23 protein-coding genes, 1 pseudogene and 1 other annotated feature are annotated in these 26,642 nt (G+C 53.9%); of the genes and pseudogenes, 6 read left to right on the top strand and 18 right to left on the bottom strand.

Annotated elements, in window-relative coordinates:
- Position 1 precedes the first annotated feature (1 nt).
- The 5 genes and pseudogenes from fkpB to DBY68_RS23250 form a co-directional block, all read right to left on the bottom strand.
- A complete protein-coding gene (gene fkpB, locus DBY68_RS08550) occupies positions 2-451 on the bottom strand; it encodes an FKBP-type peptidyl-prolyl cis-trans isomerase (protein WP_108475488.1) in 450 nt (149 codons plus the stop codon).
- Between the two features lie 118 nt (positions 452-569).
- A complete protein-coding gene (lspA, locus tag DBY68_RS08545) occupies positions 570-1,067 on the bottom strand; it encodes a signal peptidase II (protein WP_041686323.1) in 498 nt (165 codons plus the stop codon).
- Positions 1,067-3,916 (bottom strand): isoleucine--tRNA ligase, encoded by a 2,850-nt coding sequence (ileS, locus tag DBY68_RS08540; protein WP_108475487.1) that lies wholly within the window; start codon positions 3,914-3,916, stop codon positions 1,067-1,069. Before ileS ends, lspA begins: the two co-directional genes overlap by 1 nt.
- A gap of 36 nt (positions 3,917-3,952) precedes the next feature.
- Positions 3,953-4,891, bottom strand: coding sequence for a bifunctional riboflavin kinase/FAD synthetase (gene ribF, locus DBY68_RS08535; protein ID WP_108475486.1), 939 nt, complete (start codon positions 4,889-4,891; stop codon positions 3,953-3,955).
- A 7-nt stretch (positions 4,892-4,898) separates the two neighbouring features.
- A pseudogene (locus tag DBY68_RS23250) lies at positions 4,899-5,115 on the bottom strand (DUF2575 domain-containing protein).
- Positions 5,116-5,221: 106 nt separating this feature from the next.
- Between DBY68_RS23250 and rpsT the strand changes: the two are divergent.
- Entirely contained in the window at positions 5,222-5,485 is a 264-nt protein-coding gene (rpsT, locus tag DBY68_RS08525) for a 30S ribosomal protein S20 (protein WP_041686324.1), read from the top strand.
- Between the two features lie 64 nt (positions 5,486-5,549).
- Here the strand turns inward: rpsT and nhaR are convergent, their stop codons facing one another.
- From nhaR to dnaK, 4 genes are all read right to left on the bottom strand, one after another.
- Positions 5,550-6,446 carry a transcriptional activator NhaR gene (gene nhaR / locus DBY68_RS08520; RefSeq protein WP_108475485.1) on the bottom strand — a complete coding sequence of 299 codons (897 nt, stop codon included), beginning with the start codon at positions 6,444-6,446 and terminating at the stop codon, positions 5,550-5,552.
- A 116-nt stretch (positions 6,447-6,562) separates the two neighbouring features.
- Positions 6,563-7,732, bottom strand: a complete 1,170-nt coding sequence (gene nhaA / locus DBY68_RS08515; RefSeq protein ID WP_108475484.1) for a Na+/H+ antiporter NhaA — start codon at positions 7,730-7,732, stop codon at positions 6,563-6,565.
- A 201-nt stretch (positions 7,733-7,933) separates the two neighbouring features.
- Positions 7,934-9,067 (bottom strand): molecular chaperone DnaJ, encoded by a 1,134-nt coding sequence (gene dnaJ, locus DBY68_RS08510; protein ID WP_015965988.1) that lies wholly within the window; start codon positions 9,065-9,067, stop codon positions 7,934-7,936.
- 86 nt (positions 9,068-9,153) lie between these two features.
- The gene (gene dnaK / locus DBY68_RS08505; RefSeq protein WP_108475483.1) at positions 9,154-11,076 is read right to left on the bottom strand and encodes a molecular chaperone DnaK; all 1,923 of its coding nucleotides are present in this window, start codon (positions 11,074-11,076) and stop codon (positions 9,154-9,156) included.
- Positions 11,077-11,448: 372 nt separating this feature from the next.
- Between dnaK and DBY68_RS08500 the strand changes: the two genes are divergently transcribed.
- The 3 genes from DBY68_RS08500 to satP all read left to right on the top strand — a co-directional run bounded on the left by DBY68_RS08500 (position 11,449) and on the right by satP (position 13,329).
- Positions 11,449-11,856, top strand: a complete 408-nt coding sequence (locus DBY68_RS08500; RefSeq protein ID WP_108475585.1) for a DUF2541 family protein — start codon at positions 11,449-11,451, stop codon at positions 11,854-11,856.
- Positions 11,857-11,894: 38 nt separating this feature from the next.
- Positions 11,895-12,620, top strand: a complete 726-nt coding sequence (gene msyB, locus DBY68_RS08495; protein ID WP_108475482.1) for an acidic protein MsyB — start codon at positions 11,895-11,897, stop codon at positions 12,618-12,620.
- 142 nt (positions 12,621-12,762) lie between these two features.
- A complete protein-coding gene (satP, locus tag DBY68_RS08490) occupies positions 12,763-13,329 on the top strand; it encodes an acetate uptake transporter (RefSeq protein WP_108475481.1) in 567 nt (188 codons plus the stop codon).
- A gap of 41 nt (positions 13,330-13,370) precedes the next feature.
- On the opposite strand, the gene DBY68_RS08485 is transcribed toward satP, so the two are convergent.
- From DBY68_RS08485 to tal, 4 genes are all read right to left on the bottom strand, one after another.
- The gene (locus DBY68_RS08485; RefSeq protein WP_108475480.1) at positions 13,371-14,297 is read right to left on the bottom strand and encodes an Rpn family recombination-promoting nuclease/putative transposase; all 927 of its coding nucleotides are present in this window, start codon (positions 14,295-14,297) and stop codon (positions 13,371-13,373) included.
- Between the two features lie 56 nt (positions 14,298-14,353).
- Positions 14,354-15,676, bottom strand: a complete 1,323-nt coding sequence (locus tag DBY68_RS08480) for an MFS transporter (RefSeq protein ID WP_108475479.1) — start codon at positions 15,674-15,676, stop codon at positions 14,354-14,356.
- Between the two features lie 102 nt (positions 15,677-15,778).
- Positions 15,779-16,366: a molybdopterin adenylyltransferase gene (gene mog / locus DBY68_RS08475; RefSeq protein ID WP_108475478.1), complete on the bottom strand. Its 588-nt coding sequence runs from the start codon at positions 16,364-16,366 to the stop codon at positions 15,779-15,781.
- Positions 16,367-16,499: 133 nt separating this feature from the next.
- The gene (tal, locus tag DBY68_RS08470; RefSeq protein WP_108475477.1) at positions 16,500-17,453 is read right to left on the bottom strand and encodes a transaldolase; all 954 of its coding nucleotides are present in this window, start codon (positions 17,451-17,453) and stop codon (positions 16,500-16,502) included.
- Positions 17,454-17,704: 251 nt separating this feature from the next.
- Between tal and DBY68_RS08465 the strand changes: the two genes are divergently transcribed.
- Positions 17,705-19,135, top strand: a complete 1,431-nt coding sequence (locus DBY68_RS08465; protein ID WP_108475476.1) for a sodium:alanine symporter family protein — start codon at positions 17,705-17,707, stop codon at positions 19,133-19,135.
- 77 nt (positions 19,136-19,212) lie between these two features.
- Positions 19,213-19,989, top strand: a complete 777-nt coding sequence (gene yaaA / locus DBY68_RS08460) for a peroxide stress protein YaaA (protein WP_108475475.1) — start codon at positions 19,213-19,215, stop codon at positions 19,987-19,989.
- 36 nt (positions 19,990-20,025) lie between these two features.
- Here yaaA and DBY68_RS08455 read toward each other — a convergent pair whose 3' ends face one another.
- The 5 genes from DBY68_RS08455 to DBY68_RS08430 form a co-directional block, all read right to left on the bottom strand.
- Entirely contained in the window at positions 20,026-20,361 is a 336-nt protein-coding gene (locus DBY68_RS08455) for a DUF2502 domain-containing protein (protein ID WP_108475474.1), read from the bottom strand.
- Positions 20,362-20,560: 199 nt separating this feature from the next.
- Entirely contained in the window at positions 20,561-21,847 is a 1,287-nt protein-coding gene (gene thrC / locus DBY68_RS08450; protein ID WP_108475473.1) for a threonine synthase, read from the bottom strand.
- 3 nt (positions 21,848-21,850) lie between these two features.
- Positions 21,851-22,780 (bottom strand): homoserine kinase, encoded by a 930-nt coding sequence (thrB, locus tag DBY68_RS08445; RefSeq protein WP_015966001.1) that lies wholly within the window; start codon positions 22,778-22,780, stop codon positions 21,851-21,853.
- Between the two features lies 1 nt (position 22,781).
- Complete coding sequence (gene thrA / locus DBY68_RS08440) at positions 22,782-25,244, bottom strand: bifunctional aspartate kinase/homoserine dehydrogenase I (RefSeq protein WP_108475472.1); 2,463 nt, start codon at positions 25,242-25,244, stop codon at positions 22,782-22,784.
- 25 nt (positions 25,245-25,269) lie between these two features.
- Positions 25,270-25,387, bottom strand: a sequence feature (Thr leader region).
- Between the two features lie 220 nt (positions 25,388-25,607).
- Positions 25,608-26,294, bottom strand: coding sequence for a tRNA/rRNA methyltransferase (locus DBY68_RS08430; protein WP_108475471.1), 687 nt, complete (start codon positions 26,292-26,294; stop codon positions 25,608-25,610).
- Positions 26,295-26,642: the final 348 nt, after the last annotated feature.

Raw genomic sequence — 26,642 nt, 5'->3', positions numbered from 1 at the left:
TTCAGGCCTCCAGTACCGGATCGATCTCCAGTACTTCAATATCAAAATGAACGGTATGGTCGGCCAGCGGATGGTTGAAATCAACGGTGATAGAGTCGCCGTTGATTTCGCGGATCACGCCTGGCATCTCGCTGCCATCCATAGCGGTAAAGAGCATGATTGCACCGATTTCAGGTTCGCCCGCATCCATAAACTCACGGCGGGAGAAGTACTGAATCAGGTCTGGCGACGAGACGCCAAACGCGGCATCCGGCTCCAGAGAAAATTCTTTTTTGTCACCCGCTTTCAGGCCCAGCAGATGTTGTTCCAGCCCTTCAGAGAGCGAGCCATCGCCCAGGCGGAACAGCGCCGGTTTGCCGTTGTTGCGGGTCGATTCGGCGGTAGAACCGTCATCGAGTTTCAGTGAGAAATGCACCAGAACGGCGCTGTTGCTCTGTACAGATTCAGACATGCAGGTTTGCTCTTTAAAATGGCGCCGCCTGTCTGCCCGGTAGCGCTACGCTTACCGGGCCTACAAGGTTCGCAATATATTGTAGGCCGGATAAGCGCCAGCGCCATCCGGCATTTTTTTATGCGGCTTTTTTCTCTTTGGAAGGTAAGAAACCTTCCAGCACGATCAACGCTGCACCGACGCAGATTGCGCTATCGGCCAGGTTGAAGGTGGCAAAGTGCCAGTCGCCGACGTAGAAGTCGATCATATCGACCACGAAGCCGTGCCACAGGCGGTCAAACAGGTTACCCAGCGCGCCGCCAATAATCAGCGCATAGGCGATGTTATTGAGCTTCTGGGTCGCCTTTGAGCGGTACATCAGCACCGTCAGCGCCACGCAGATACCGATAGCGATACCAGCAAAGAACCAACGCTGCCAGCCACCGCTGTCAGCGAGGAAGCTAAATGCCGCGCCATAGTTACGCGCATAATGCAGATTAAGCGACGGGAACAGCGGTACCGTATCCCCCAGAGCAAAGTTCTGGAGGATCAGGAATTTGCTGCCCAGATCGATAATCAGCACGACTACCACCAGCCACAGCCAGCGTAGCCCTGTTGAACACATCGATTTACTCATCAGGCAAACTTACGTTTTTCGCCATCACCGGCGATGTTGCTGACACAGCGTCCACAGATATCTGCGTGTTCCGCCACCTTGCCGACGTCCTGGGTGTAATGCCAGCAGCGCGGGCATTTCTCACCTTCGGCTTTGCTCAGGGACACTTTCAGCCCTTTGAGCAATTCGCTCTGCTGAGCATCAGCAGGTGCTGCGTTATATTCCGCAACGTTCGCACCGGAGGTCAACAGGACAAATCGCAGTTCTTCGCCCAGCGCAGTCAGTTTCGCCGCCAGTTCAGGTTCCGCGTACAGGGTCACTGCCGCTTCCAGAGAACCGCCGACTTTCTTATCCGCACGTGCCTGTTCAATGACTTTGTTCACTTCGCCACGCACCTGCAGCAGCACGTCCCAGAAGCCGTCGTTCATGGCTTCGGTTTCGCCCAGGCCAAACAGGCCTTCATACCATTCACCGGTGAACACGTATTTCTCGCGATCGCCCGGCAGGTAGCCCCAGATTTCATCTGCGGTGAAGGACATGATCGGTGCCATCCAGCGCACCAGCGCTTCGGCGATGTGATACAGCGCAGTCTGGCAGCTACGACGCGCCACGCTGTCTGCTTTCGCGGTGTACTGGCGGTCTTTGATGATGTCGAGATAGAACGAGCCCATTTCAACGGAGCAGAAACGCATCAGACGCTGTACCACTTCGTGGAAGTCGTAGGATTCGTACGCTTTCAGGATGTCTTCCTGCGCTTCTTTCGCGCAGCCTACTGCCCAGCGATCCAGTACCACCATCTCTTCCGGTTTCACCATGTCTTTCGCCGGATCGAAACCATTCAGGTTCGCCAGCAGGAAGCGCGCGGTGTTGCGGATACGACGATAGCTATCGGCAGCACGTTTCAGGATTTCGTCAGAAACGGCCATTTCGCCGGTGTAGTCAGTCGATGCCACCCACAGACGCAGGATATCCGCGCCCAGCTTGTTCATCACGTCCTGCGGAGAAACGGTGTTACCGATGGATTTAGACATCTTACGCCCCTGACCATCGACGGTGAAGCCGTGGGTCAGTACCTGACGGTAAGGCGCTTTGCCTTTCATCGCCGTGGAGATCATCAGGGAAGACATGAACCAGCCGCGATGCTGGTCAGAACCTTCCAGATACATATCCGGCGTATGGCCGCCAAATTCCGGACGCGCGTCAACCACGGAGTAGCTGGTTGACCCGGAGTCAAACCACACGTCCAGGGTATCCGGCACTTTCACGTAGTTATCTGCGTCATCGCCGAGGATGTCACGCGGGTCGAGATCCCACCACGCCTGAATACCGTCTTTCTCAACGTATTTCGCCACTTCTTCGATAAGTTCAGTGGTACGCGGGTGCAGCTCTTCCGTGTCTTTATGCACGAACAGCGACATCGGTACGCCCCAGGTACGCTGACGGGAGATACACCAGTCAGGGCGATTCGCAACCATCGATTCGATGCGCGCTTTACCCCAGGCCGGGATCCAACCGCTCAGATTTTCTTTCGCCAGACCATCCTGCTCGATGCGGTCGATCTCTTTGAGCGACTGAATACGCAGGCCTTTCTGATCCATGCTGATGAACCACTGCGGGGTCGCACGGAAGATGATCGGCGTTTTGTGACGCCAGCAGCAAGGGTAGCTGTGCTGCATTTTTTCAACGTGCAGCAGTGCGCCTTTCTCTTGCAGCAGTTCAACGATTTTATCGTTCGCTTTAAAGACGTTAACACCATCCAGACCTGGGTACGTACCCGCCAGGTAGGCGCCATCCGGGCCAACCGGGTTAGCGATTTCCAGACCATATTTCTGGCTGATGGTGTAGTCGTCCGGGCCGTGACCACCGGCGGTATGCACCGCACCGGTACCCGCGTCCAGTGTAACGTGGTCACCCAGAATCGCCGGTACGTCGAAGCCCATGAACGGATGCTGGAAGCGCATCAGTTCAAGCTCAGCGCCGTTTACGGTGCCCAGCACGGTGTAATCCGCCGCGCCAATACGTTTCATCACGCCATCAAGCAGATCTTTCGCCACAATGACGGCCTGACCTTCAACCTGCACCAGCGCATAGTCGAACTCTTTAGAAAGCGAGATTGCGCGGTTCGCTGGCAGCGTCCACGGGGTGGTGGTCCAGATAACCAGTGAAACCGGGCCATTGACGTTGGCAACACCGAATTTTGCTTTTACCGCATCCGCATCAACCGCGTGGAACGCCACGTCGATGGATGGAGAGGTTTTGTCATAGTATTCCACTTCCGCTTCAGCCAGCGCGGAACGACAGTCGACGCACCAGTGAACCGGTTTCGCGCCTTTCAGCATGTGGCCGTTGTGGATGATTTTACCGAGCGCACGAATAATGTTGGCTTCGGTTTTGAAATCCATGGTCAGGTACGGATGCTGCCAGTCGCCCAGCACGCCCAAACGGATAAAGTCTTTACGTTGACCATCCACCTGGCCTGCAGCGTATTCACGGCATTTCGCGCGGAACTCAGCGGCGGTGAACTTCTCGCCCGGTTTACCGAACTCTTGTTCGACTTTCAGTTCAATTGGCAGGCCATGGCAGTCCCAGCCCGGTACGTACGGAGAGTCGTAACCCGCCAGACCTTTGGACTTAATAATAATGTCTTTGAGAATCTTGTTTACAGAGTGACCAATATGAATGCTGCCATTCGCATAAGGAGGGCCATCATGCAGAATGAAGGTTTTTTTGCCCTTTTTCGCGGCACGAATGATGCCGTACAGGTCATCTTCGGTCCAACGCGCCAGCATTCCCGGTTCGCGCTTGGCGAGATCGCCGCGCATCGGGAACCCTGTTTCCGGCAAATTCAGGGTAGATTTATAGTCACTCATTAGATTCTCGATTCCGTATTTAAACGTATTCAGGCATTAAGCCGGTTTTGAAAGCCCAAAAAATTCGCGGGCCGTTAATTCGTCACGCGCGATTTGCGCTTTTAGCTCATCCAGCGATGCAAATCGCTGCTCATTGCGTATTTTTTTACGCAGGATAACGTCTATATGGCGACCGTAGAGGTCCATTACAACGTCCAACAGATGCACTTCCAGTTGCTGACGCACGCCCGCAACCGTTGGGCGGGTACCGATATTGGCGACACCTGTATAAGATTTGTCGCCAAGCCCCGTCACTTCTACCGCATAGACCCCTTTAACCGGGGAGACCTGACGGCGCAGCGGTAAATTCGCCGTCGGGAAACCAATGGTGCGCCCCAACTCATCGCCGTGCACCACGCGCCCGGAGATAGTAAAAGGATGCCCCAATAAATTTTCAGCCAGTTCGAGCTGGTCATCCGCCAGCGCCTGGCGCACGGCGGTGCTGCTGATACGTACGCCACCTTCACAGAAGGTTTGTGTACTGGTGACATCAAAGCCGAACTCAGCGCCCGCCTTCTGTAATAACAAGAAATCACCCTGCCGACCAGCGCCAAAGCGGAAATCATCACCCACAGCTAAAAACTGGACACCTAAACGCTTCACCAACAGGTCGCGGATAAAGTCCTGTGCGCTCAGCGCGGCAAAGCGACGATCAAAACGCAGACAGACGACATAATCGACGCCGCTCTCGGCCAGATAGCGCAGCTTTTCACGCAGACGCGTCAGACGTGCGGGGGACTTATCGCCCGCAAACAGCTCCAGCGGCTGCGGTTCGAAAATCATCACCACGACAGGCAGATTACGCGCACGCCCTTCGGCACGCAGACCCTGTAGCAACGCCTGGTGGCCACGATGCACACCGTCGAAATTTCCAATGGTCAGCACACACCCGTGTGGGGCCTGACTGAGATTATGTATGCCGCGTATCAGCTTCATGTCTGGCTCAAAAGAGTGAAAATCGCCAAAGTATACCTTGTACAGCAGTCGACGTTAACCGGCGATTGCACCTTGTACAGGGAAAGAGACAATGATTTCATCAGCATCACGATAAAAGGCAAGAAAATCTGTGCCGGTCGTGCGAATTTTATGCCGGAAAGGCTGTATTCATCGACCACAAGCTGGTAGAATCCTGCGCCATCAATACGTAATGAAGCGTTGATACATTAACGGCGCTTATTTGCACAAATCCATTGACAAAAGAAGGCTAAACGGGCATATTCCTCGGCCTTTGAATTGTCCATATAGAACACATTTGGGAGTTGGACCTTGGCTAATATCAAATCAGCTAAGAAGCGCGCCGTTCAGTCTGAAAAGGCTCGCAAGCACAACGCAAGCCGTCGCTCTATGATGCGTACTTTCATCAAGAAAGTATACGCAGCAATCGAAGCTGGCGACAAAGCTGCTGCAGTTAAAGCATTTAACGAAATGCAACCGATCGTGGACCGTCAGGCTGCTAAAGGTCTGATCCACAAAAACAAAGCTGCGCGTCATAAAGCAAACCTGACCGCTCAGATCAACAAACTGGCTTAATCGCCCGCTTGTTATCGCTTTGTTGAAAAAACCCGCCTCGTGCGGGTTTTTTTACGTCTGTGTTTTATTGTGCAAGCGCAAACAGCGCGGAATAGTCCCGGTTACAAATACGTTGCACCGCCGGATGCTGAATCATTCGCTCAGCAAATATGGCATGGTACTCCTCCATTACGCTTTCCATCCTGCCAATCTCAATAATGCTCTCATCAGCAAAGAAATCGTGCCCGTAAAGCGTCGGTGCCACGAAAATCGCGTTGTGCGCTGAGCCAAACGCTTTCATTAATGCGGCATCGTCAAACTCACCGAGAATTTCAACTTTCAGGCCCTGAGTGTTGAACCAGTTCAACAGTTTGCGCCCGAGCATTGAGCGGCGGCCTGGTATTAACAAACGACGCTCTTCCAGGCAGGCAGGAAACGGTTTCTCCGGCGGCGGGTTCATGCACCAGAAACTGACGCCACATTCGCCAATCTTCACCGAAAACAGCCCTTCCTGCTGGGTGGAGTCGATTGGACAATCGGAAATAATCATATCCAGCTTGTGCTGGCTGAGCTGTTCCAGCAGCATCTCATGCGTCGATTCAAAGCAACGCAGGTGAATTTGTTCATCTTCCACAACGGCCGCGTCCAGCACCCCACTCACCAGCCGTTTAGACAACGCATCCGCCACGCCCACATCGAACAGCAGGTTTGACTCTTTGCGGTAGTTGATGATATCGAGCATCTCCTGGCTCAGGGTGAACATCTTGTCGGCGTAGCGAAACACCAGTTCCCCCAGTTCACTGGGCTCAATGCCGCGCCCTTTGCGTTTGAAAAGCTTGCCCTGTAAACGTTCTTCGAGCGCTTTGATCTGCCCGGTGATAGTCTGCGGTGTCAGATACAGCGCCTCTGCCGCGCCGACGACCGAGCCCTCTTTATAGACGTGCCAGAAGTAATAGAGATGGTTGTAGTTAATGTGCGACACCTGTGGTTTCCTCCCTGAATTCGTCATCATATCGGATGGCGCTGACCCGAATCCGACCTACACGCTTCGGTAGGCCGGATTAGCGTAGCCGCCATCCGGCATATCATTCACACTAATTATGCCTGCTCAGGTTTGAGATGCATACGCAACAAACTGTATCCCACCACCGCCGACAGCAGTGACCCCAGCAGAATGCCCAGTTTCGCCCAGATAATCAGCTCTGGATCGACCGCGCCAAACGCCAGGCTGGCAATAAAGATAGACATGGTAAAACCAATACCGCACAGCAAACCGACTGCCATAATTTGCGAGAAATTCGCCCCTTCCGGCAGACGCGCCAGCTTAAATTTCAGGGCCAGCCAGCAGAAGAGTGAAATCCCCAGCGGCTTACCGATAAACAGACCCGCAATGATGCCCAGCGGCAACAGCGAGGTCAGTCCTTCCAGCGTCACGCCCTGGAGAGATACGCCCGCATTAGCAAAGGCGAACAGTGGCAGAATCATAAACGCCACCCAGGGGTGAAGCACATGTTCCAGCTGTTTAGCCGGTGATTTACCGTTTTCCGTTTTCAGCGGAATAAAGAAGCCGACAATCACCCCGGCAAGCGTGGCGTGCACGCCCGATTTCAGCACAGCCGTCCACAGGATCACGCCCACCAGAATATAGAGCCCGGTGCGGCGCACACCACTGACGTTGAGAATCGCCAGCACCGCAATGGCAGCCGCCGCAACCGCCAGGGACAACAGCGACAAATCATGGGTATAAAACAGCGCAATAATGACGATCGCGCCCAGATCATCAATAATCGCCAGCGCCATCAGGAAGATTTTTAACGACGCTGGCACGCGGCTACCGAGTAGCGCGAGCACACCTAAGGCAAACGCAATATCCGTCGCCGCCGGAATAGCCCAACCGCTGCTGGCGATTGGATCCTGGAAGTTGAACGCCAGATAGACCAGCGCTGGCACCACCATGCCACCCAGTGCAGCCACCACCGGGAATATCGCCTGCCGACGCGTCGCCAGCGCGCCTTCAACCATCTCGCGCTTGACCTCAAGGCCAATCAGCAGGAAGAAGACCGCCATCAACGCATCGTTGATCCACAGCAGCATGTTTTTATTGATTTCAAGCGCGCCCACTTTCAACTGGACCGGCGTATCCAGGAAAGCATGGTAGAGACCGCTAATCGCGCCCATGTTAGCCAGAAGCATGGCGAGACTCGCCGCAATAATCAGGATAATCCCGCCAGAAGCATCACTGTGAAAGAAACGCTGTAAATGTTTCACTTTTACTCTCTCTTTTACTGCTTATTCATCGATTAAACTAGGGTATCGCGAAAGAAAGATCGGCAAAATCAGTTTATAACTGGATTATAACTCAGTTTTTACGAAATAATTTTTGCGGGTGCGCCAGCTTATTCAGTTGGCCGAAAGAAAAAAAACCCCATGCAGGCACGGGGTTTCAGGTTTTACTGCTTAAGCAGAACGTTAGCGCGTCAGATCATCAAAGAACTTTTTCACACCATCGAAGAAGCTTTTAGAGCGCGGGCTGTTTTTCTCACCCGTCGGGCCACCAAAACTTTCCTGCAACTCTTTCAGCAACTGTTTCTGCTTGTCGTTCAGGCCAACCGGCGTCTCCACCACCACGCGGCAGAGCAGGTCGCCCTGCGCGCCACCTCGGACGGATTTCACCCCTTTCCCACGCATGCGGAACAGCTTGCCAGTCTGAGTTTCACCAGGCACTTTCAGGTTTACGCGACCGTCGAGCGTCGGCACTTCGATTTCGCCGCCCAGGGCCGCCATGGCGAAGTTAATCGGCACTTCACAATACAGGTTGTTACCTTCACGCTCGAAGATAGCATGCTGTTTTACCTGTACCTGAACGTACAGATCGCCTGCCGGTGCGCCGTGCTCGCCTGCTTCACCCTCGCCGGAAAGACGAATACGGTCGCCGGTGTCCACTCCCGCCGGGATTTTAACCGACAAGGTTTTGGTTTTCTCAACGCGACCATGACCATGGCATTTATTGCACGGATCTTTGATAAGCGTACCGCGCCCCTGACAGTGAGGACAGGTCTGCTGTACGGCGAAGAAGCCCTGACGCATCTGCACCTGGCCTGCACCATGACAGGTTGGGCAAGTTTGCGGCTGGGTACCGGCTTTAGCACCGCTGCCGTGGCAGACATCGCACTCTTCCAGTGTCGGGATGCGGATCTCTTTGGTGACACCACGGACCGCTTCTTCAAGAGTCAATTCCATGTTGTAGCGTAGGTCGGCACCGCGTGAAGCACGCTGACGGCCACGACCGCCGCCGAAGATATCGCCAAATACGTCACCAAAGATATCACTGAAATCAGCGCCGCCGCCAAAGCCGCCGCCACCGCCCATACCACCTTGTTCAAAAGCAGCATGACCGTACTGGTCGTAGGCCGCGCGCTTCTGCGCGTCGGTCAGGATTTCGTAAGCCTCTTTAATTTCTTTAAATTTGGCTTCGGCCTCTTTATCACCCTGGTTGCGGTCTGGGTGATATTTCATGGCCAGGCGCTTGTACGCCTTTTTGATTTCACGCTCTTCCGCTGTTTTGGAAACGCCCAAAATCTCATAATAGTCTTGCTTTGCCATTGTTTTTTATCTGCCCCTAACATGCATGAACGGGCGGAGAGGAAACCCTCTTCGCCCGTGTCAGTAATTACCCAATCAAAGGGCGATTATTTTTTATCTTTTACTTCTTCGAACTCTGCGTCGACAACGTCGTCATCTTTAGCATTGTTCGCGGAAGCGTCAGCACCTGCTGCACCAGCCTGCTGCTGAGCGTGCTGTTGCTGTGCGATTTCCATCAGTTTCTGAGAAACCTGCGCCAGCGCCTGCATTTTCGCTTCGATATCGGCTTTGTCTTCGCCTTTCAGCGACGTTTCCAGCGCGGTCAGTGCAGACTCGATAGCGGTTTTGTCATCAGCCGGCAGCTGTTCGCCTGCTTCTTCAACCTGCTTACGGGTGCTGTGCAGCAGATGGTCGCCCTGGTTACGCGTCTGAACCAGTTCTTCGAACTTACGGTCAGATTCGGCGTTCGCTTCAGCTTCCTGAACCATTTTCTGAATCTCTTCTTCGTTCAAGCCGGAAGAAGCCTTAATGGTAATTTTCTGCTCTTTACCGCTGTTTTTGTCTTTCGCGGAAACGTGCAGGATACCGTCAGCATCGATATCGAAGGTCACTTCGATCTGCGGCATGCCGCGCGGTGCCGGGTTAATACCATCCAGGTTAAACTGACCCAGAGATTTGTTATCAGACGCACGTTTACGTTCACCCTGCAACACATGGATGGTTACCGCAGACTGGTTGTCTTCAGCGGTAGAGAACACCTGGCTGTGTTTCGTCGGGATAGTGGTGTTTTTGTTGATCAGCGCCGTCATTACGCCGCCCATGGTTTCGATACCCAGAGAAAGCGGGGTAACGTCCAGCAGCAGTACGTCTTTCACTTCACCGGTCAGTACACCACCCTGAACCGCAGCACCAATTGCTACTGCTTCATCCGGGTTCACGTCTTTACGCGGCTCTTTACCAAAGAATTCAGCGACTTTTTTCTGAACCATTGGCATACGTGTCTGACCACCCACGAGGATAACGTCGTTGATATCAGATACGGACAGGCCAGCGTCCTGCAGTGCGACTTTCAGCGGGTCGATAGAACGGTTAACCAGATCTTCAACCAGACTTTCCAGTTTCGCACGCGTCACTTTAATGTTCATGTGTTTCGGACCGGTCGCGTCTGCAGTGATGTACGGCAGGTTCACGTCGGTCTGCTGAGCGGAAGAAAGCTCGATTTTCGCTTTTTCTGCCGCTTCTTTCAGGCGCTGCATGGCCAGCGGGTCGTTACGCAGGTCAATGCCCTGATCTTTCTTAAACTCGTCAACGAGGTAGTTGATCAGACGGGTATCGAAGTCTTCACCACCCAGGTGGGTATCACCGTTGGTTGCCAGAACTTCGAAGGTTTTTTCGCCGTCAACTTCGTCGATTTCGATAATAGAGATATCGAAGGTACCACCACCCAGGTCGTACACCGCGATAGTACGGTTGCCGACTTCTTTATCCAGGCCGTAAGCCAGTGCGGCAGCGGTCGGTTCGTTGATGATACGTTTGACTTCCAGACCTGCGATACGGCCAGCATCTTTGGTCGCCTGACGCTGAGCATCGTTGAAGTATGCAGGTACGGTGATAACCGCTTCCGTTACCGGTTCGCCCAGGTAATCTTCAGCCGTTTTCTTCATTTTTTTCAGCACTTCAGCAGAGATCTGCGGCGGTGCAGTTTTGGTGCCTTTCACATCCAGCCATGCGTCGCCATTGTCTGCGGCAACGATTTTGTACGGCATGATAGAAACGTCACGCTGAACTTCTTCGTCCTGGAAGCGGCGGCCAATCAGGCGTTTAATCGCAAACAGGGTGTTTTGCGGGTTTGTCACTGCCTGACGTTTAGCCGGCTGACCAACCAGAGTTTCACCATCCTGGGTATAAGCAATGATAGAAGGTGTGGTGCGATCGCCCTCGGCGTTCTCCAGCACACGTGCAGTAGTGCCATCCATAATCGCTACACAAGAGTTGGTAGTACCCAGGTCGATACCAATAATTTTACCCATCTAAACGTCTCCACTAAAAATTCGGTCAACATGTGGTTGTGAATCTGTAATAAGGGCGAAACGTGCCGTTTCAACTACCCTGAATCGTTTTTTTTCAGACTCACCACTGCGGTTGACTACAAGATGGGGTCGTAACCGCATCCATCAAGGGGGAAAGATAAAAATTTTTTTGTATTGCTAAACACCGGGCAGAGAAAAACGCGATAGACCGAAAGCAAAGTTTTCGACAATTCATTTGTAGAATGAATAAATCAAACAAGATACATTCACTAACTGATTGATAATAAAAACGAAACCGGCACTAAAAGCGCAACACCGGCTGAGTGAAATCATTATCCTCCGGGGCATAACCCCCTTTTCATGCCAAGGATAATCATGACGCCATTCACTCATGCCTCCGCCAGCCTGTTGTTGAGCCTGCTGCTGGTCAACGTGGCCCATGCCAACGATCACAAACTGCTGGGCGTGGTGGCACTTCCCCGTAACGAAACCAACGATCTGACGCTTAAATTGCCCGTGTGCCGGGTTGTGAAACGTATCCAGATTACCGTCGACCACGGTGATGCGCAGCTTAGCGGTGCCTCGGTCTACTTTAAAGCGGCCAGAAGCGCCAGCCAGAGCTTATCGGTGCCATCAGAACTGAAGGAAGGTATTACCACGGAGTGGATCAACATAAACAGCGACAATGACAACAAACGCTGCGTGTCAAAAATCACCTTCTCCGGCCATACGGTGAACTCCTCCGATATGGCGACGCTGAAAATTATCGGCGATGACTAACTTCGCCTGTCATCCACATACTAAATAGTCAGTAATTTATGAACGTCCCCTATCTTAACGATGACGACCTGCAGTTTCTTCAGCACTGTAGTGAGGAGCAACTGGAAAGTTTCGCCCGGCTGCTCACCCACAATGAAAAAGGTAAACGCCGTTTATCCAGCAGCCTGTTACATAACGAACTCTTTATGGCGATGGACGGTCATCCGGCACGACACCGGCAAAACTGGCAGTTGATCGCCGGTGAACTTCAGCATTTTGGCGGAGACAGTATCGCCAATAAATTTCGCGGGCACGGGAAGCTGTATCGCGCAATCCTTATCGACGTCGCAAAGCGGTTGAGTTTGAAAGCGGACAAAACGATGTCCACATGGGAAATAGAGCATGAACTGCTGGCACATTTTATTCGCCGTTGCTGGAAAAAAATGACCGATGCGCAGAAGGGTCGTTTTCTGGAAGCCGTTGAATGCCGGGTTCATGAGCTTGAAACGGTATTACCCCAGCTTATCCACTCCCCGAAGCTGGCACACGGGGTTTCACACCTGCTCGGGGATCAACTCGGCCATATTTTGCGCACCCACGCCGCTGTCAGCGTGATTGGTCATGGCATGATGCGCGGTGCGGGGCTTGGCGGCCCGGTTGGCGCGGCCGTCAACGGTGTGAAAGCCATGAGCGGCAGCGCTTATCGGGTGACGATCCCCGCCGTATTGCGTATCGCCTGTCTGCGGCGAGTCGTCGAAAACGCGCGTTTAAACGCGCATCAATGATAAAAGGGGGAAATATTTCATTTTCCCCTGATCAGATCATAGACAGCCACACTTCGCCTGATTATTATGCCGCGCCCCGCTGCCTGTATTGTTGCGCGGGAAAATTATTTCACCATTTAATGATGATTTTTTTTGAGGAATTATGGGCAACACTAAGTTGGCTAATCCGGCTCCGCTGGGTCTGATGGGTTTCGGCATGACCACTATTTTGCTGAACCTGCACAATATTGGGCTTTTCCCGATGGATGGCATCATCCTGGCGATGGGCATTTTTTACGGCGGTATCGCGCAAATTTTTGCTGGCCTGCTGGAATTTAAGAAAGGCAATACCTTCGGTTTAACCGCATTTACCTCTTACGGTTCTTTCTGGCTGACGCTGGTTGCGATTCTGCTGCTGCCGAAAATGGGCCTGGCTGACGCGGCTAACGCCCATTTCCTGGGTGTGTACCTGGGCCTGTGGGGCGTCTTCACACTGTTCATGTTCTTCGGTACGCTCAAAGGCGCGCGCGCGTTGCAGTTCGTCTTCCTGAGCCTGACCGTGCTGTTTGCCCTGCTGGCAATCGGCCACCTGGTGGATAACGAAAGCATCGTCCATGTTGCAGGCTGGATTGGCCTGGTCTGCGGTGCCAGCGCTATCTATCTGGCGATGGGTGAAGTGCTGAACGAACAGTTTGGCCGCACCGTACTGCCGATTGGTGAATCTCACTAATTGTTGTTGCTCCTGCCCGCGGGCAGGAGCAATATCGGGCGTTAGTGCGCCAGCGTTTCCAGTTTATCTTCCGATAATCCAGTCAACTGTAAAACCTGTAACCGATCGAGACCGCTCGCGATCATTGCTTGAGCGATTCTAAAGGTGGCTTCTTCGCGGCCTTTTTCCAGACCTTGCTCAATCCCTTGTTCAAGCCCCTGCACCAGACCTTCCTGCCTCAGTTCCTCAGCCAATGTCATGATAACCTCTCCCTGTTGCGATACGCCTTTCGCCAGCTCGCGAATAAATGCGTTTTTATCTTCGGTGAAACCGACCTGTAGAATATACGTCAGCGCCGTTCTCAGCTGACTGTCCGAAGTGTATCCCGCCTGCAAAAGCTTGACCAGCGATGCCGTCAAGGCCATCAGATCGCGCTGGCGGATATGCTTTTGCAGGAACTCAAGAATCGCGATGCGCCGATGGGTGAGGATAGCGTCATCCGGGACGTCGGTAATATCAACTAACGGAAAGGGAGCCGTATAGACCCGTTTTGCCAGCTCAGCATCGGAAAATGCATCAAACCAGCACATTGAGTAGGGGTAGGGCCGCGTCGCACCGTGGTAAAAAAGAATGGGGACAACCACCGGCAACGTTTCATGTCCCGCTTCAATATGCCGCTGCATCGCCGCCAGCGAGTAACGCATCAGTCGTTGGGTCATCTGTTTATCCGGTTTACTTTGATGCTCAATCAGCGCGTAGAGGTAACCTTGTTGCTGGTTCATCTGCACCGACCACAGCACATCGGAATAGCGGGCGCGCAAATCGTCTTCAATGAAGTTACCGGACTCCAACTGAAGTGTGCTTAAGTCACACATCGTGCGTAAATCTCGCGGAAGATGTATATCCAAAAAATCGCGCGCCGCATCGGGCTGCGTCATCACCTGGCGAAAAAACGCATCGTGCGGCCCAGTGGAGACTTTCCCTGTCATCGTGTTCTCCTGTTAAGCTGATTCGCGGCGCAGTATCCACCCGCCGCGCGCACTTGTCAGGAATGCGTATCTAATCTGGAAGCCTGCTCGTAATTCCCCTCTTCCTGCGCCCGTTGACCATCCTGGCGCAGCGCGATACCCAGCACCAACCCCAGTAACGACAATGCCAGTACGTACCATGCCGGAGCCAGCGGCGAGACAGTCATCAGCAACGTCACCACCACAGGCGTCAGGCCACCAAAAATGGCGTACGAAACGTTATAAGAAAAGGAGATCCCGCTAAAACGCACCGCCGGGGGAAACGCGCGCACCATGACGTAAGGTACCGCGCCGACCACGCCGACGCACAAGCCGACCAGCCCATAAAGCACAAACAGATGCTGCGCGCTGAGCCCGGCAAAATGGTAGAAAACCCAACTGGAGAGCCCCAGCAGCAGGCTGCCAGGGATAAAGGTACGGCTGGCTCCCCATTTATCCACCGCCAGCCCGGCAAGCAGGCAACCTATGCAAAGCATTACCGTCGCCAGACTGTTAGCCTGAAGCGTCAGCGCAGGCGCGAAGCCATAGTGCTTTTGCAGCCAGACCGGCGACATCAGGATCACGACCACTATTCCAGCGGAGAGCAGCCAGGTCAGCAGCATTGAGATCACCACCGCCTTTCGGTGACGAACCACCACGGCCTTCACGGGCAACTCCTGTGCCAGAGCCTTGCGCTGCTGCATTTCGAGAAAAATAGGCGTTTCCTGCAACCAGCGCCGCAGGTACATGGCCACGAGGCCAAATGCACCGCCCAGCAGGAACGGAATTCGCCAGCCACCTTCATGAATCGTTTGCGCTGTCATGCTGGTGTTAATTAACGTTGCCACCACGGAACCCAGCAGAATGCCAACCGTTAGCCCTGCCGTCAGCGTTCCGCAGGCGATACCAATTCGGCGAGCAGGCACGTGTTCTGCGACAAACACCCATGCCCCCGGGACTTCGCCACCAATAGCCGCGCCCTGGAGAATGCGCATTAATAGCAGAAGCAGCGGGGCCACAAGTCCGGCGCTGGCATAGGTTGGCAGCAGGCCGATCGCCAGCGTCGGCACGGCCATCAGCAGAATACTCAGGGTAAACATCTTCTTACGCCCGACGATATCGCCGAAGTGCGCCATCACAATGCCACCTAACGGGCGCGCCAGATAACCCGCCGCGAAGATGCCAAAGGTTTGCACCTGGCGTAGCCATTCTGGGATATCCGCCGGAAAGAAAAGCTCGCCAATGACGGCCGCGAAGAAGACGAAAATGATGAAATCGTAAAACTCAAGCGCCCCACCAAGGGCAGCGAGCGTCAGGGTTTTGTAATCCTGTCGATTGAGAGGTCGTGCATAGTGTGACATGAAACCTTCGCCCCTTCCGGCATATGTAAACTAAAAGTTAATATACCGTAAGGAATTTTCCACTCCAGCGGGGCGGAAGGTTATCTCAGGAATGCGTTACTTTCAGGCGTTCGTTTCGCGGCGCGCGCTTTTCGGGCGAAAAGCTGCTACCACCTGACTGTCGGTTTCAATATACGGCCCTTCCAGCAACTGCACGCAGTAGGGCACGCTGGCAAAAATACCGTTGACTAATACCTTACCTTCCGTGTCTTTAACGCCTTCCAGCGTTTCTTCAATCGCTTTCGGCTGACCCGGCAGATTAAGGATTAACGCCTGTTTGCGGATCACCCCAACCTGGCGGGAGAGGATCGCGGTCGGCACGAAGTGCAGGCTCACCTGGCGCATCTGTTCACCAAAGCCCGGCATCACACGGTCGGCAATTGCCAGCGTGGCATCCGGCGTCACATCACGACGCGCCGGGCCCGTCCCCCCCGTCGTCAACACCAGGTGACAACTCATTTCATCCACCAGCTCGCACAGGGTTTGTTCGATGATCGGCTGCTCATCGGGGATAAGGCGCGTCTGGAGTTCAAAAGGGGTGGTCAGCGCTTTGCTCAGCCACGCTTCGAGCGCCGGGATACCTTTATCCTGATAAACGCCGCTGGAGGCGCGGTCAGAGATGGATACCAGGCCGATACGTAAAGTGTTCATAGTCATTCCGTTCAAACATGTACTGTTAAGCGAAATGATACACGGGAATAACGGGCGATCGCATGACACAGATAAAAAAATAACCCGCCTTCACAACGAAGCGCGGGTTATTTGTGCGGAACCTAAGACTGAATTACAGCAGGTCGCCGATCATTTTTTCCAGTTTTTCCTGGTCGATTGCAAACTTACGGATACCTTCCGCCAGTTTATCAACGGCCATCGGATCCTGGTTGTGCTGCCACAGGAACTCAGACTCGGTGATACGCGCCGGACGCGCTTTCACTTCGCCGGTGTAAGCCAGTTTACGCTCGATAGCGCCTTCGCTTTCAGACAGCTCTTTCAGCAGTGCCGGAGCGATAGTCAGGCGGTCACAGCCAGCCAGTTCCAGGATTTCGCCGATATTACGGAAGCTTGCGCCCATCACGACCGTTTCATAGCCGTGCTGTTTGTAATATTCGTAGATTTCGCTTACGGAAACCACGCCCGGATCTTCTGCCGGTGCATACTCTTTCTTGTCGGTATTGGATTTATACCAGTCAAGGATGCGTCCCACGAACGGAGAGATCAGATAAACGCCTGCTTCAGCACACGCGCGCGCCTGTGCGAAGGAGAACAGCAGCGTCAGGTTACAGTTGATACCGTCTTTTTCCAGCTGCTCAGCGGCACGAATGCCCTGCCAGGTGGACGCCAGTTTGATCAGGATACGGTCATTGCTGATACCCGCATCGTTGTACAGTTTGATCAGGCGTTTCGCTTTAGCGATAGACGCGTCGGTGTCATAAGAAAGGCGCGCATCCACTTCGGTGGAGATACGGCCAGGGACCAGTTTCAGAATTTCCAGGCCAATGTTTACGGCCAGCTTATCGGTGGCATCGACAACCTGCTGCGCACGATCGCTGCTCTGGCTACGCGCCCAGGCAATCGCTTCGTCGATCAGTTTACGATACTCAGGGATCTGAGCGGCGCCCAGAATCAGAGAAGGGTTAGTCGTCGCATCCTGAGGCTGATACAGCTTCATCGCCGCGATGTCTCCGGTGTCAGCCACTACGGTTGTGTACTGACGTAGAGATGTCAATTTGTCCGTCATGATAGTGTTTCTCTTTAAACAGCTGTTAGGGGGATGTAACCGGTCTTCTTCGATGATATCACGCCCCACTTTGAGCGCAACTGCCGGAGCCCCAAGAGGGCAGAGTATGATAAACTGATTCATTCAACATTCAGGGCTGGCAACGGTTTGCCCTTTAATTGGTAACGCTTACACGGGCTGAATCGAATCGTGCTTTTCGCGGTTATTTTGCACATCGAGCCCCTGTTTCGGCATAAACAAGAGGACGTTTAATGCCTGATTTCCTATCTTTTATCGGCGAAATCCTTTGGGGTTCCGTGATGATTTACCTGCTCCTCGGATGCGGAGTCTGGTTTACCTGGCGTACCGGTTACGTCCAGTTTCGCTATATACGCAAATTTTGGCGCAGCCTGCTTGGGAGTCTGACGCCCCAGGCAGGCGGGCTCACCTCTTTCCAGGTACTGTGCGTCAGCCTTGCCGCACGAGTGGGTAGCGGAAATCTTGCCGGTGTTGCGATTGCCATCACCGTCGGCGGCCCGGGCGCTGTATTCTGGATGTGGGTATCGGCCTTCGTCGGGATGGCGAGCAGCTTTGCGGAGTCGTCGCTGGCACAGCTTTATAAAGAGAAAGATACCAACGGCCATTTTCGCGGTGGCCCCGCATGGTATATGGCGCGCGGTCTGGGAATGCGCTGGATGGGCGTCGTGTTTTCCGTTTTCCTGCTGCTCGCCTATGGCCTGATTTTCAACACGGTACAGGCAAACTCGATGGCGCGCGCCCTGGAGTTTGCCTTTGATACGCCGAAACTGCTCAGTGGCATCGTTGGTGGGCTGGTCATATTAGTGTTAATTACCCGCAGTTTGCGGCAACTCGCACGCGTCATGCAATGGCTCGCCCCGGTCATGGCGCTCCTCTGGGTTTGTGCCAGTCTGCTTATTAGTCTTTGGCATATCGTTGAAATCCCGGCCATTATTGAAATGATCATTCGCAGCGCGTTTGGCTGGCAGGAAGCGGGAGCCGGGGCGGTCGGTTACACGGTGAGTCAGGCGTTAACCAACGGTTTTCAACGTGGCATGTTTTCCAACGAAGCCGGGATGGGCTCCACCCCTAATATTGCTGCCGCGGCAGCCTCCTGGCCTCCTCATCCGGCTGCACAAGGTATTGTGCAAATGATTGGCGTATTCATCGATACCATTATTATCTGCACCGCCAGCGCAATGGTGGTTCTGCTGTCAGGGCATGATACTGAGATTGTCACACATAGCGGAATTCATCTGATTCAGCAGTCGATGAACGTGCTGGTAGGAAGCTGGGGCGCTGGCTTTGTCGCGTTCATTATGACGCTGTTCGCATTAACCTCAATCACCGCCAACTACCTGTATGCAAAAAATAATTTAGCCTTTTTGAACCTGCATAATCGTGTAAGTATCTGGATTCTGCGTATGATTACCCTGGCAATGGTATTGGTGGGCAGTTTGCTCAGCCTGCCGGTGGTATGGCAACTCGCGGATATCATTATGGCGCTAATGGCAATCACTAACCTGACCGCCCTGTTACTGCTCTCACCGGTGGTACGCATCATCGCCCGCGACTACCTGCGCCAGCGTAAACTGGGCGTTCGCCCGGTGTTTAATGCCCGTTATTATCCCGATATCGAACAGCAACTGGCCCCTGGCGCGTGGGATGAACCGCCGCGTGAATAGCGCGGCAATCACAGCAATCGATCCGCTCACCCGCTTTTTTTGTTAAAGTTGAGTGAAATTTTTAGTAAGGACTGGATATGCTGATTCTGATCTCCCCCGCGAAGACGCTCGATTATCAAAGCGAGCTGGCGACCACTCGCTACACCCAGCCCGAGCTGCTGGATCACTCTCAACAGCTGATTCGCGAAGCGCGGAAACTTTCCGCGCCGCAAATCAAAAAGTTGATGGGCATTAGTGACAAGCTGGCGGATCTCAACGCGACCCGCTTCCACGACTGGCAGCCTGATTTCACCCCGGACAACGCCCGTCAGGCGATTCTGGCCTTTAAGGGCGACGTCTACACAGGCTTGCAGGCGGAAACGTTTAGCGAGGCGGATTTCGACTTTGCCCAGCAGCATCTGCGCATGCTTTCGGGCCTGTACGGCGTTTTGCGCCCGCTGGACTTAATGCAGCCTTACCGCCTTGAAATGGGTATCCGTCTGGAAAACGCACGCGGCAAAGATCTCTACCAGTTCTGGGGCGACATCATCACGGAGAAACTGAACGCGGCGCTGGCAGCACAAGGCGATGACATCGTCGTGAACCTGGCATCCGATGAGTATTTCAAATCCGTTAAACCGAAGGCGCTGAAGGGCCGCATCATCAAGCCGGTCTTCCTCGATGAGAAAAACGGCAAGTTCAAAGTCATTAGCTTCTATGCCAAGAAAGCGCGCGGGTTGATGAGTCGCTTTATTATTGAGAATCGCCTGACGAAGCCAGAACAGCTGTCGACGTTTAATAGCGAAGGGTATTTCTTTGACGAGACGTCATCCGCTCCGGATGAGCTGGTGTTCAAACGTCACGAGCAGGCATAAACAAAACGGCGCGGTAAATACCGCGCCGTAACAATGTTAACGATGCCCGTTCCCCTGACCAGGGCGATAATCATTTTTACCACCGTGATTACCGGGGCCGCCATGTTTATCGTAATGTTTGTTCTTATCACGATTATCATGATGCGGCTTTGGTGGCTTATGCGCATGCCAGCGATTATCGCGCCACTCATAGTGGTTATTCCAGTAATCGCGGTCGCGCCAGTGGGCGCCATCCCAGTAATTACCGTTATTATCACGGTCGCCAATCTGGAGCTTCACGGAAGGCACCAGGGTGATTTCTGCTGCATGAACCATCGCCGGAGCCGCCAGCATCATAGAGAGTGCAAGGATCACAGGTTTCAACTTCGACATAGGTAATTCCTCATTCATCATTCGCCTTTTGGGCCATGCGATAAGAATAACCTTATAGGACGACGGTTGTTATTCTCCGCAATCCTATTCTGCGATCGCCCGCATCTATTGGTAATTTCTGCGTTTTTCCTGCTTTTTCCTTCCACATTCTCTCCATAATTGCCCGCTTCACGGGCAATCAGGAGAGGACACCTGCAGATTACGCCTTGCTCATCATCAACTGGCGCAGCGCGGCGAAATCCGCCGGCAGATTGTGGGAGAGCAGCGGCAGGTCGGCGCGGTCTGCCAGCGCTTTCGGCAGCGGCAGCGTTTCCTGCAGAATCTCTTCCACACTCTCTTTAAACTTCGCCGGATGCGCCGTGCCGAGGAACAGACCATATTCGCCTGGGTTGAGCTGATCGCGCAGCGCGCGGTAAGCCACCGCCGCGTGAGGTTCAGACAGATACCCCAGGTCGCGCAGTTCGCGCATGGTGGCTTTGGTGGTTTCATCATCCACTGCGGCGTAACCCAGCTCGTTCAGACGCCAGATTTTACGGCGGAACAACTCTTCCACACGTGGCCAGTTGTTCGGCTGGCTGACGTCCATGGCGTTAGACAGCGTCGCCTGCGTCGCTTTCGGCGCCCACTCGCCCTGTTGCAGGAAGCGCGGTACGGTGTCATTGACGTTAGTGGCGGCGATAAAGCGTTTCACCGGCAGGCCAAGGGATTTCGCCAGCAGGCCTGCGGTCAGGTCACCGAAGTTACCGCTTGGCACCGAGACCACCAGTTGGTTACGGGCTTCCTGCGGCAGTTGCGCCACGGCTTCAAAGTAGTAGCAAATCTGCGCCAGCAGGCGGCTGATGTTGATCGAGTTAGCCGAGTTAAGCCCCAGCGCCGCTTTCAGTTCTTCGTCATCAAATGCCTGTTTCACCAGCGCCTGGCAGGCATCAAAATCGCCGTCGATTGCGACTGTTTCAATGTTGCCACCCAAGGTACAGAACAGTTTTTCCTGCAACGGGCTGATTTTGCCACGCGGGTAAAGGATAACCACGCGTACGTTCGGCAGGCCATAAAACGCGTGAGCCACCGCCGCGCCGGTATCACCAGACGTCGCCGTCAGGATGGTGACCGGTTTGTCGCCGCTGATATGGGTCAGCATCTGCGCCATAAAGCGACCGCCAAAGTCTTTGAATGCCAGGGTCGGGCCATGGAACAGCTCCAGACAACCAACATCTTCCTGCACCTGGCTTACGGGTGCCGGGAAAGCAAAAGCGGCGCGAACGCGCTCTTCCAGCAGCTCCTGAGGGATTTCATCGCCGATGAACGCGGAGAGGATTTTCGCGCTGCGCGGCACGAAGTCCATTTCCAGCATCTCATCCACCTCGGTGAGGTTGAACTCCGGCAGGTCGTGCGGGAAAAACAGCCCCTGATTCTTGCCCAGGCCCTGGGTGATGGCCTGCGCGAAGCTGACCTGCTCGTTGTGATCTTTTAAGTTATAGAGTTTCATCGGTTATCCCACTACTCGTGCGCCCGCCGTGTCCAGCCGGCAAATATGAACGAAGCCTTCCTGATTTTGCAGATAATGTTTGCCCAGCCAGTCGGCCACGCGCTGCGCCGTGTCCGGCTTATCACACAGGGCGAACAAGGTCGGCCCGGAACCGGAAATACCGCAAGCGAGTGCACCAATTTCCGCCACCGCCTGACGTGCCTGGCTAAAGCCTGGCAGCAGCTTAGTGCGATACGGTTCGGCAATCACATCTTTCATCAATTTCGCCGCCAGCAAAGGCTGACGGGAATAACAGGCATGAATAAAGCCGGCCAGATGGCGGCCATGCGCAATACAGTCCTGACGGCGATACTGGGCTGGCAAAATCGCCCGCGCTTCCGCCGTCGACACTTTGATGCCGGGATACGCCAGCACCCACAACCATTCATCAAACCCCGGAACCTGCTGGCTGATGATGCCGTTCTCTTCAATCATCAACTGCATGCCGCCCAGATAGCACGGCGCAACGTTGTCGTAGTGCACGCTGCCGGAGATGCGCCCTTCCATCTCGCCCATCAGAGCCAGCATGCGGGTTTCGTCCAGCGGCTTGCCGCAAAATTCATTCAGCGCTACCAGCGCTGCCACTACGGAACAGGCGCTGGAACCCAGCCCGGAGCCAATCGGCATGTTTTTTTCGAGCGTCATCGCCACCGGAACGGTTTTCCCGATTTCCTGGCAGTAACGTTCCCAGCACTGATAAACAATATTCTCTTTTGGCTCAGTCGGTAATTTATCGGCAAAGCGTCCGACATTACGCAGGCTGAAGCTTTCCGCCGCGTCTACCGACACGTTATCACCCAACAGGCTTCCATCGACAGGCGTCACCGCCGCGCCTAATACATCGAACCCGACGCTCATGTTGGCACTGGAAGCCGGGGCATATACTTTGACCATCTTAAACTCCTAACTTCCATGACAGGGTACGTAACAGGTCAGCGAACACCCCGGCGGCCGTGACGTCGTTCCCCGCACCGTAGCCGCGTAGCACCAGCGGCAGCGGTTGATAATAGTGGCTGTAAAACGCCAGCGCGTTCTCGCCGTTTTTGACTTTATAGAGCGGATCGTTGCCATCAACAGCGTCAATCTTCACGCGACACACGCCGTCTTCATCGATGTTACCGACGTAGCGCAGCACTTTGCCTTCATCACGCGCTTTCGCCACGCGGGCGGAAAACACGTCGTCGAGCTGCGGCAGGCGGGCCATAAAGCTTTCGGTGTCGCCTGAAGCATCAAAGCTTTCTGGCAGCACCGACTCCACCACCATATCACTCAATTCAAGGCTACGTCCGGTTTCGCGGGCTAAAATAAGTAGTTTACGCGCCACGTCCATCCCTGAGAGGTCATCGCGCGGGTCCGGTTCGGTATAACCCATTTCACGCGCCACTTTCGTCGCTTCAGAGAAACTCATGCCTTCGTCCAGCTTGCCGAAGATAAACGACAGGGAGCCGGAAAGAATGCCTGAGAAGCGTTGCAGCTCATCACCCGCATTAAGCAGGTTTTGCAGGTTTTCAATCACCGGCAGGCCCGCGCCGACGTTAGTGTCATAGAGGAATTTGCGGCGCGATTTCTCCGCCGCGTGACGCAACTGGTGATAGTAATCCATCGACGAGGTGTTCGCCTTTTTGTTCGGCGTGACCACGTGGAAGCCTTCGCGCAGGAAGTCAGCATACTGATCGGCAACAGCCTGGCTGGAGGTACAGTCAACAATCACCGGGTTAAGCAAGTGGTACTCTTTCACCAGGCGAATCAGGCGGCCAAGGTTAAACGGCTCTTTTGCTTCCGCCAGTTCCGCTTGCCAGTTTTCAAGATTCAGGCCGTGCACACTGGTGAGCAGCGCTTTTGAATTCGCCACGCCGCACACACGCAGGTCGATATGTTTATTTTTCAGCCACGCCTGCTGGCGCTTGATCTGTTCCAGCAGCGCCCCGCCGACGCCGCCGACGCCCACCACAAACACTTCAATCACCTGATCGGTGTTGAACAGCATCTGGTGCGTAACGCGAACGCCGGTTGTCGCGTCATCGTTGCTGACCACCACAGAAATAGAGCGCTCAGACGAGCCCTGAGCAATCGCCACAATGTTGATATTGGCACGCGCCAGCGCGGCAAAGAACTTCGCCGAGATCCCACGCAGGGTGCGCATTCCATCACCAACCACGGAGATAATCGCCAGCCGTTCCATGATCGCCAGCGGCTCCAGTAGCCCTTCTTTCAGTTCCAGGTAGAATTCATCTTCCATCGCTTTCTTCGCCCGCGCACAGTCGCTTTGCGGCACACAGAAACTGATGCTGTATTCGGAGGAGGATTGGGTGATAAGAACCACGGAGATGCCCGCACGCGACATGGTCGCGAACACGCGCGCCGCCATGCCCACCATGCCCTTCATACCCGGGCCGGAGACGCTGAACATCGCCATGTTATTGAGGTTAGAGATCCCTTTCACCGGCAAATCATCTTCGCTACTGCTGCCACCAATGAGTGTACCTGGCGCTTGTGGGTTTCCGGTGTTTTTAATCAGACAAGGGATCTGGAATTGAGCGATGGGGGCAATGGTACGGGGGTGAAGGACTTTCGCGCCGAAGTAGGAGAGCTCCATGGCCTCCTGATACGACATACTCTTCAGCAGGCGAGCGTCGGGTACCTGTCTCGGGTCGCAGGTATACACGCCGTCGACATCAGTCCAGATCTCACAACAGTCGGCACGCAGACAGGCAGCGAGTACGGCAGCCGAATAATCGGAGCCATTACGCCCCAGTACAACCAGTTCCCCCTTCTCATTACCTGCGGTGAACCCGGCCATCAGGATCATGTGGTCAGATGGGATTTGACTTGCCGCAATGCGACGAGTGGATTCGGCGATATCCACGGTAGATTCAAGGTAATGGCCGGTCGCCAGCAGCTTTTCGACCGGATCGATAACCGTCACGTTGTGGCCGCGAGCACGCAGCAGCCCCGCCATGATGGCGATAGAGAGTTTCTCGCCCCGGCAAATGAGCCCGGCGTTAACGCCATCCGGGCACTGACCCAGCAGGCTGATACCATGCAGAATATGTTTGATTTGGGCAAATTCGCTGTCGACCGTTTGTTTCAGTTCAGCCAGCGGGAATCCTGGCTGGGCCGCAGCAAGCCCCTGAAGAAGTTCGGAAAAAATGCGTTCGGCATCGTCGATATTGGAGAGGGCATCCACCCCGCCGATGGTTTTCTCAATCATCGCCACCAGGTGGTTAGTGATTTTCGCCGGGGCAGAGAGCACGGTCGCAACCTGCCCCTGTCTGGCATTACTCTCCAGGATATCGGCAACACGCAGAAAACGCTCTGCATTTGCCACTGATGTACCGCCGAACTTCAAGACTCGCATGGTTGTTACCTCGTTACCTTTGGTCGAAAAAAAAGCCCGCACTGTTTAGGTGCGGGCTTTTTTCTGTGTTTCCTGTACGCGTCAGCCCGCACCGTTACCTGTGGTAATAGTGGTGGTTGTCATGGTGATAATCATGCTGATGCGAATCATGGATGTTGTGTGCTCTGTTATTTTTACGCTGTCTGTGCGCTGTATCTATATTGGTTAAAGTATCTGACCGCTTAAGTCAACGAATTTTTAAGTTCGTCACGTTTCGCAACCACTTCACATCCCGCCATTGAGGCGGGAATTTCTAACTTTATAGCCCAACACTTCCGCAACAATATAGACCGTCACGCTAAAAAACAAAAAACTAACAGGATTTTACTCTGTGAGTTTTTTTTCAATATCGTGCAGCAAACGATGCAACATTGCCGTATCGCGCTGTTCAAGTAAGCCGATCCGCTGCTGCAGCCAGTCAGCCAGTTTTACATCATCGGCGACCTCAAGTTGAGACAGCAGCGCGGTGATTCTCGCACGTAATGCCTGCAGCTGGTTTTCCCCCCCGGTGACGACCGGTTGCGGCGCATGCTGCAACAGAGAAGAGAGCTGATAACAGTACACCATCACCGCCTGGCCGAGGTTGAGCGATGGGTAATCGGCTACCATCGGCACGCCAGTCAACACGTCAGCCAGCGCCAGTTCATCGTTGGTCAGCCCGGAATCTTCGCGGCCAAACACCAGCGCGGCGTGTCCCATCCACTGCGCTTTTTCCGCAAGCATCGGCAAAAGTTCCTGCGGCGTGGCGTAGTAATGGAACTTTGCCCGGCTACGCGCGGTCGTAGCGACAGTAAAATCAACATCATGCAGCGCATCGGCAAGAGTGGAGTAGCAGGTGATATTATCAATGATATCGCCAGATCCATGTGCGACCCAGCGGGTTGCGGGCTCAAGGTGGGCCTCGCTATCCACGATGCGCAGGTCGCTAAACCCCATGGTTTTCATGGCTCTTGCGGCGGCGCCGATATTTTCAGCTCTTGCTGGTGAAACCAGCACTATCGATAAGCGCATTTAAAGTTCTCTTTCTGACGGGTGATGCGGCAAAAATGTGATGTAGTTCAACATATTGCGCAGCGCGAATTTACATAATTGCAACAAAAATCACTGAAATGATGTTTCATAACATATAAAAGATACTAAACTATTCATGATGGAAACTATGTATTTTAATGTTAACAGAGCTTATATATCCTCATGTTTATAAATACTATTTTCGTGCCTTTTAGATCATCATCATTGGATTCAACGCCTTTATCAGTTAATCTACGCAACTAATTGAGTTGTGGAAAAAATGTGATAAGCGTTAGCATTTAGCAGCGATGATTTCACCAAACTGTTAACGTGCTACAATTGAACTTG

Source organism: Pseudocitrobacter sp. RIT415 (assembly GCF_003057695.2).
Lineage (GTDB): Bacteria > Pseudomonadota > Gammaproteobacteria > Enterobacterales > Enterobacteriaceae > Pseudocitrobacter > Pseudocitrobacter faecalis.
Note: the sequence above shows the minus strand (reverse complement) of the source record. Positions and strands in the feature narration are given on the sequence as shown.

Bases quoted from the DNA above. Each gene is read 5' to 3' on its own strand.
- fkpB (WP_108475488.1), bottom strand. From the start codon at position 451: ATGTCTGAATCTGTACAGAGCAACAGCGCCGTTCTGGTGCATTTCTCA.
- lspA (WP_041686323.1), bottom strand. From the start codon at position 1,067: ATGAGTAAATCGATGTGTTCAACAGGGCTACGCTGGCTGTGGCTGGTG.
- ileS (WP_108475487.1), bottom strand. From the start codon at position 3,916: ATGAGTGACTATAAATCTACCCTGAATTTGCCGGAAACAGGGTTCCCG.
- ribF (WP_108475486.1), bottom strand. From the start codon at position 4,891: ATGAAGCTGATACGCGGCATACATAATCTCAGTCAGGCCCCACACGGG.
- dnaJ (WP_015965988.1), bottom strand. From the start codon at position 9,067: ATGGCAAAGCAAGACTATTATGAGATTTTGGGCGTTTCCAAAACAGCG.
- dnaK (WP_108475483.1), bottom strand. From the start codon at position 11,076: ATGGGTAAAATTATTGGTATCGACCTGGGTACTACCAACTCTTGTGTA.
- msyB (WP_108475482.1), top strand. From the start codon at position 11,895: ATGAACGTCCCCTATCTTAACGATGACGACCTGCAGTTTCTTCAGCAC.
- satP (WP_108475481.1), top strand. From the start codon at position 12,763: ATGGGCAACACTAAGTTGGCTAATCCGGCTCCGCTGGGTCTGATGGGT.
- DBY68_RS08485 (WP_108475480.1), bottom strand. From the start codon at position 14,297: ATGACAGGGAAAGTCTCCACTGGGCCGCACGATGCGTTTTTTCGCCAG.
- DBY68_RS08480 (WP_108475479.1), bottom strand. From the start codon at position 15,676: ATGTCACACTATGCACGACCTCTCAATCGACAGGATTACAAAACCCTG.
- mog (WP_108475478.1), bottom strand. From the start codon at position 16,366: ATGAACACTTTACGTATCGGCCTGGTATCCATCTCTGACCGCGCCTCC.
- tal (WP_108475477.1), bottom strand. From the start codon at position 17,453: ATGACGGACAAATTGACATCTCTACGTCAGTACACAACCGTAGTGGCT.
- DBY68_RS08465 (WP_108475476.1), top strand. From the start codon at position 17,705: ATGCCTGATTTCCTATCTTTTATCGGCGAAATCCTTTGGGGTTCCGTG.
- yaaA (WP_108475475.1), top strand. From the start codon at position 19,213: ATGCTGATTCTGATCTCCCCCGCGAAGACGCTCGATTATCAAAGCGAG.
- DBY68_RS08455 (WP_108475474.1), bottom strand. From the start codon at position 20,361: ATGTCGAAGTTGAAACCTGTGATCCTTGCACTCTCTATGATGCTGGCG.
- thrC (WP_108475473.1), bottom strand. From the start codon at position 21,847: ATGAAACTCTATAACTTAAAAGATCACAACGAGCAGGTCAGCTTCGCG.
- thrB (WP_015966001.1), bottom strand. From the start codon at position 22,780: ATGGTCAAAGTATATGCCCCGGCTTCCAGTGCCAACATGAGCGTCGGG.
- thrA (WP_108475472.1), bottom strand. From the start codon at position 25,244: ATGCGAGTCTTGAAGTTCGGCGGTACATCAGTGGCAAATGCAGAGCGT.
- DBY68_RS08430 (WP_108475471.1), bottom strand. From the start codon at position 26,294: ATGCGCTTATCGATAGTGCTGGTTTCACCAGCAAGAGCTGAAAATATC.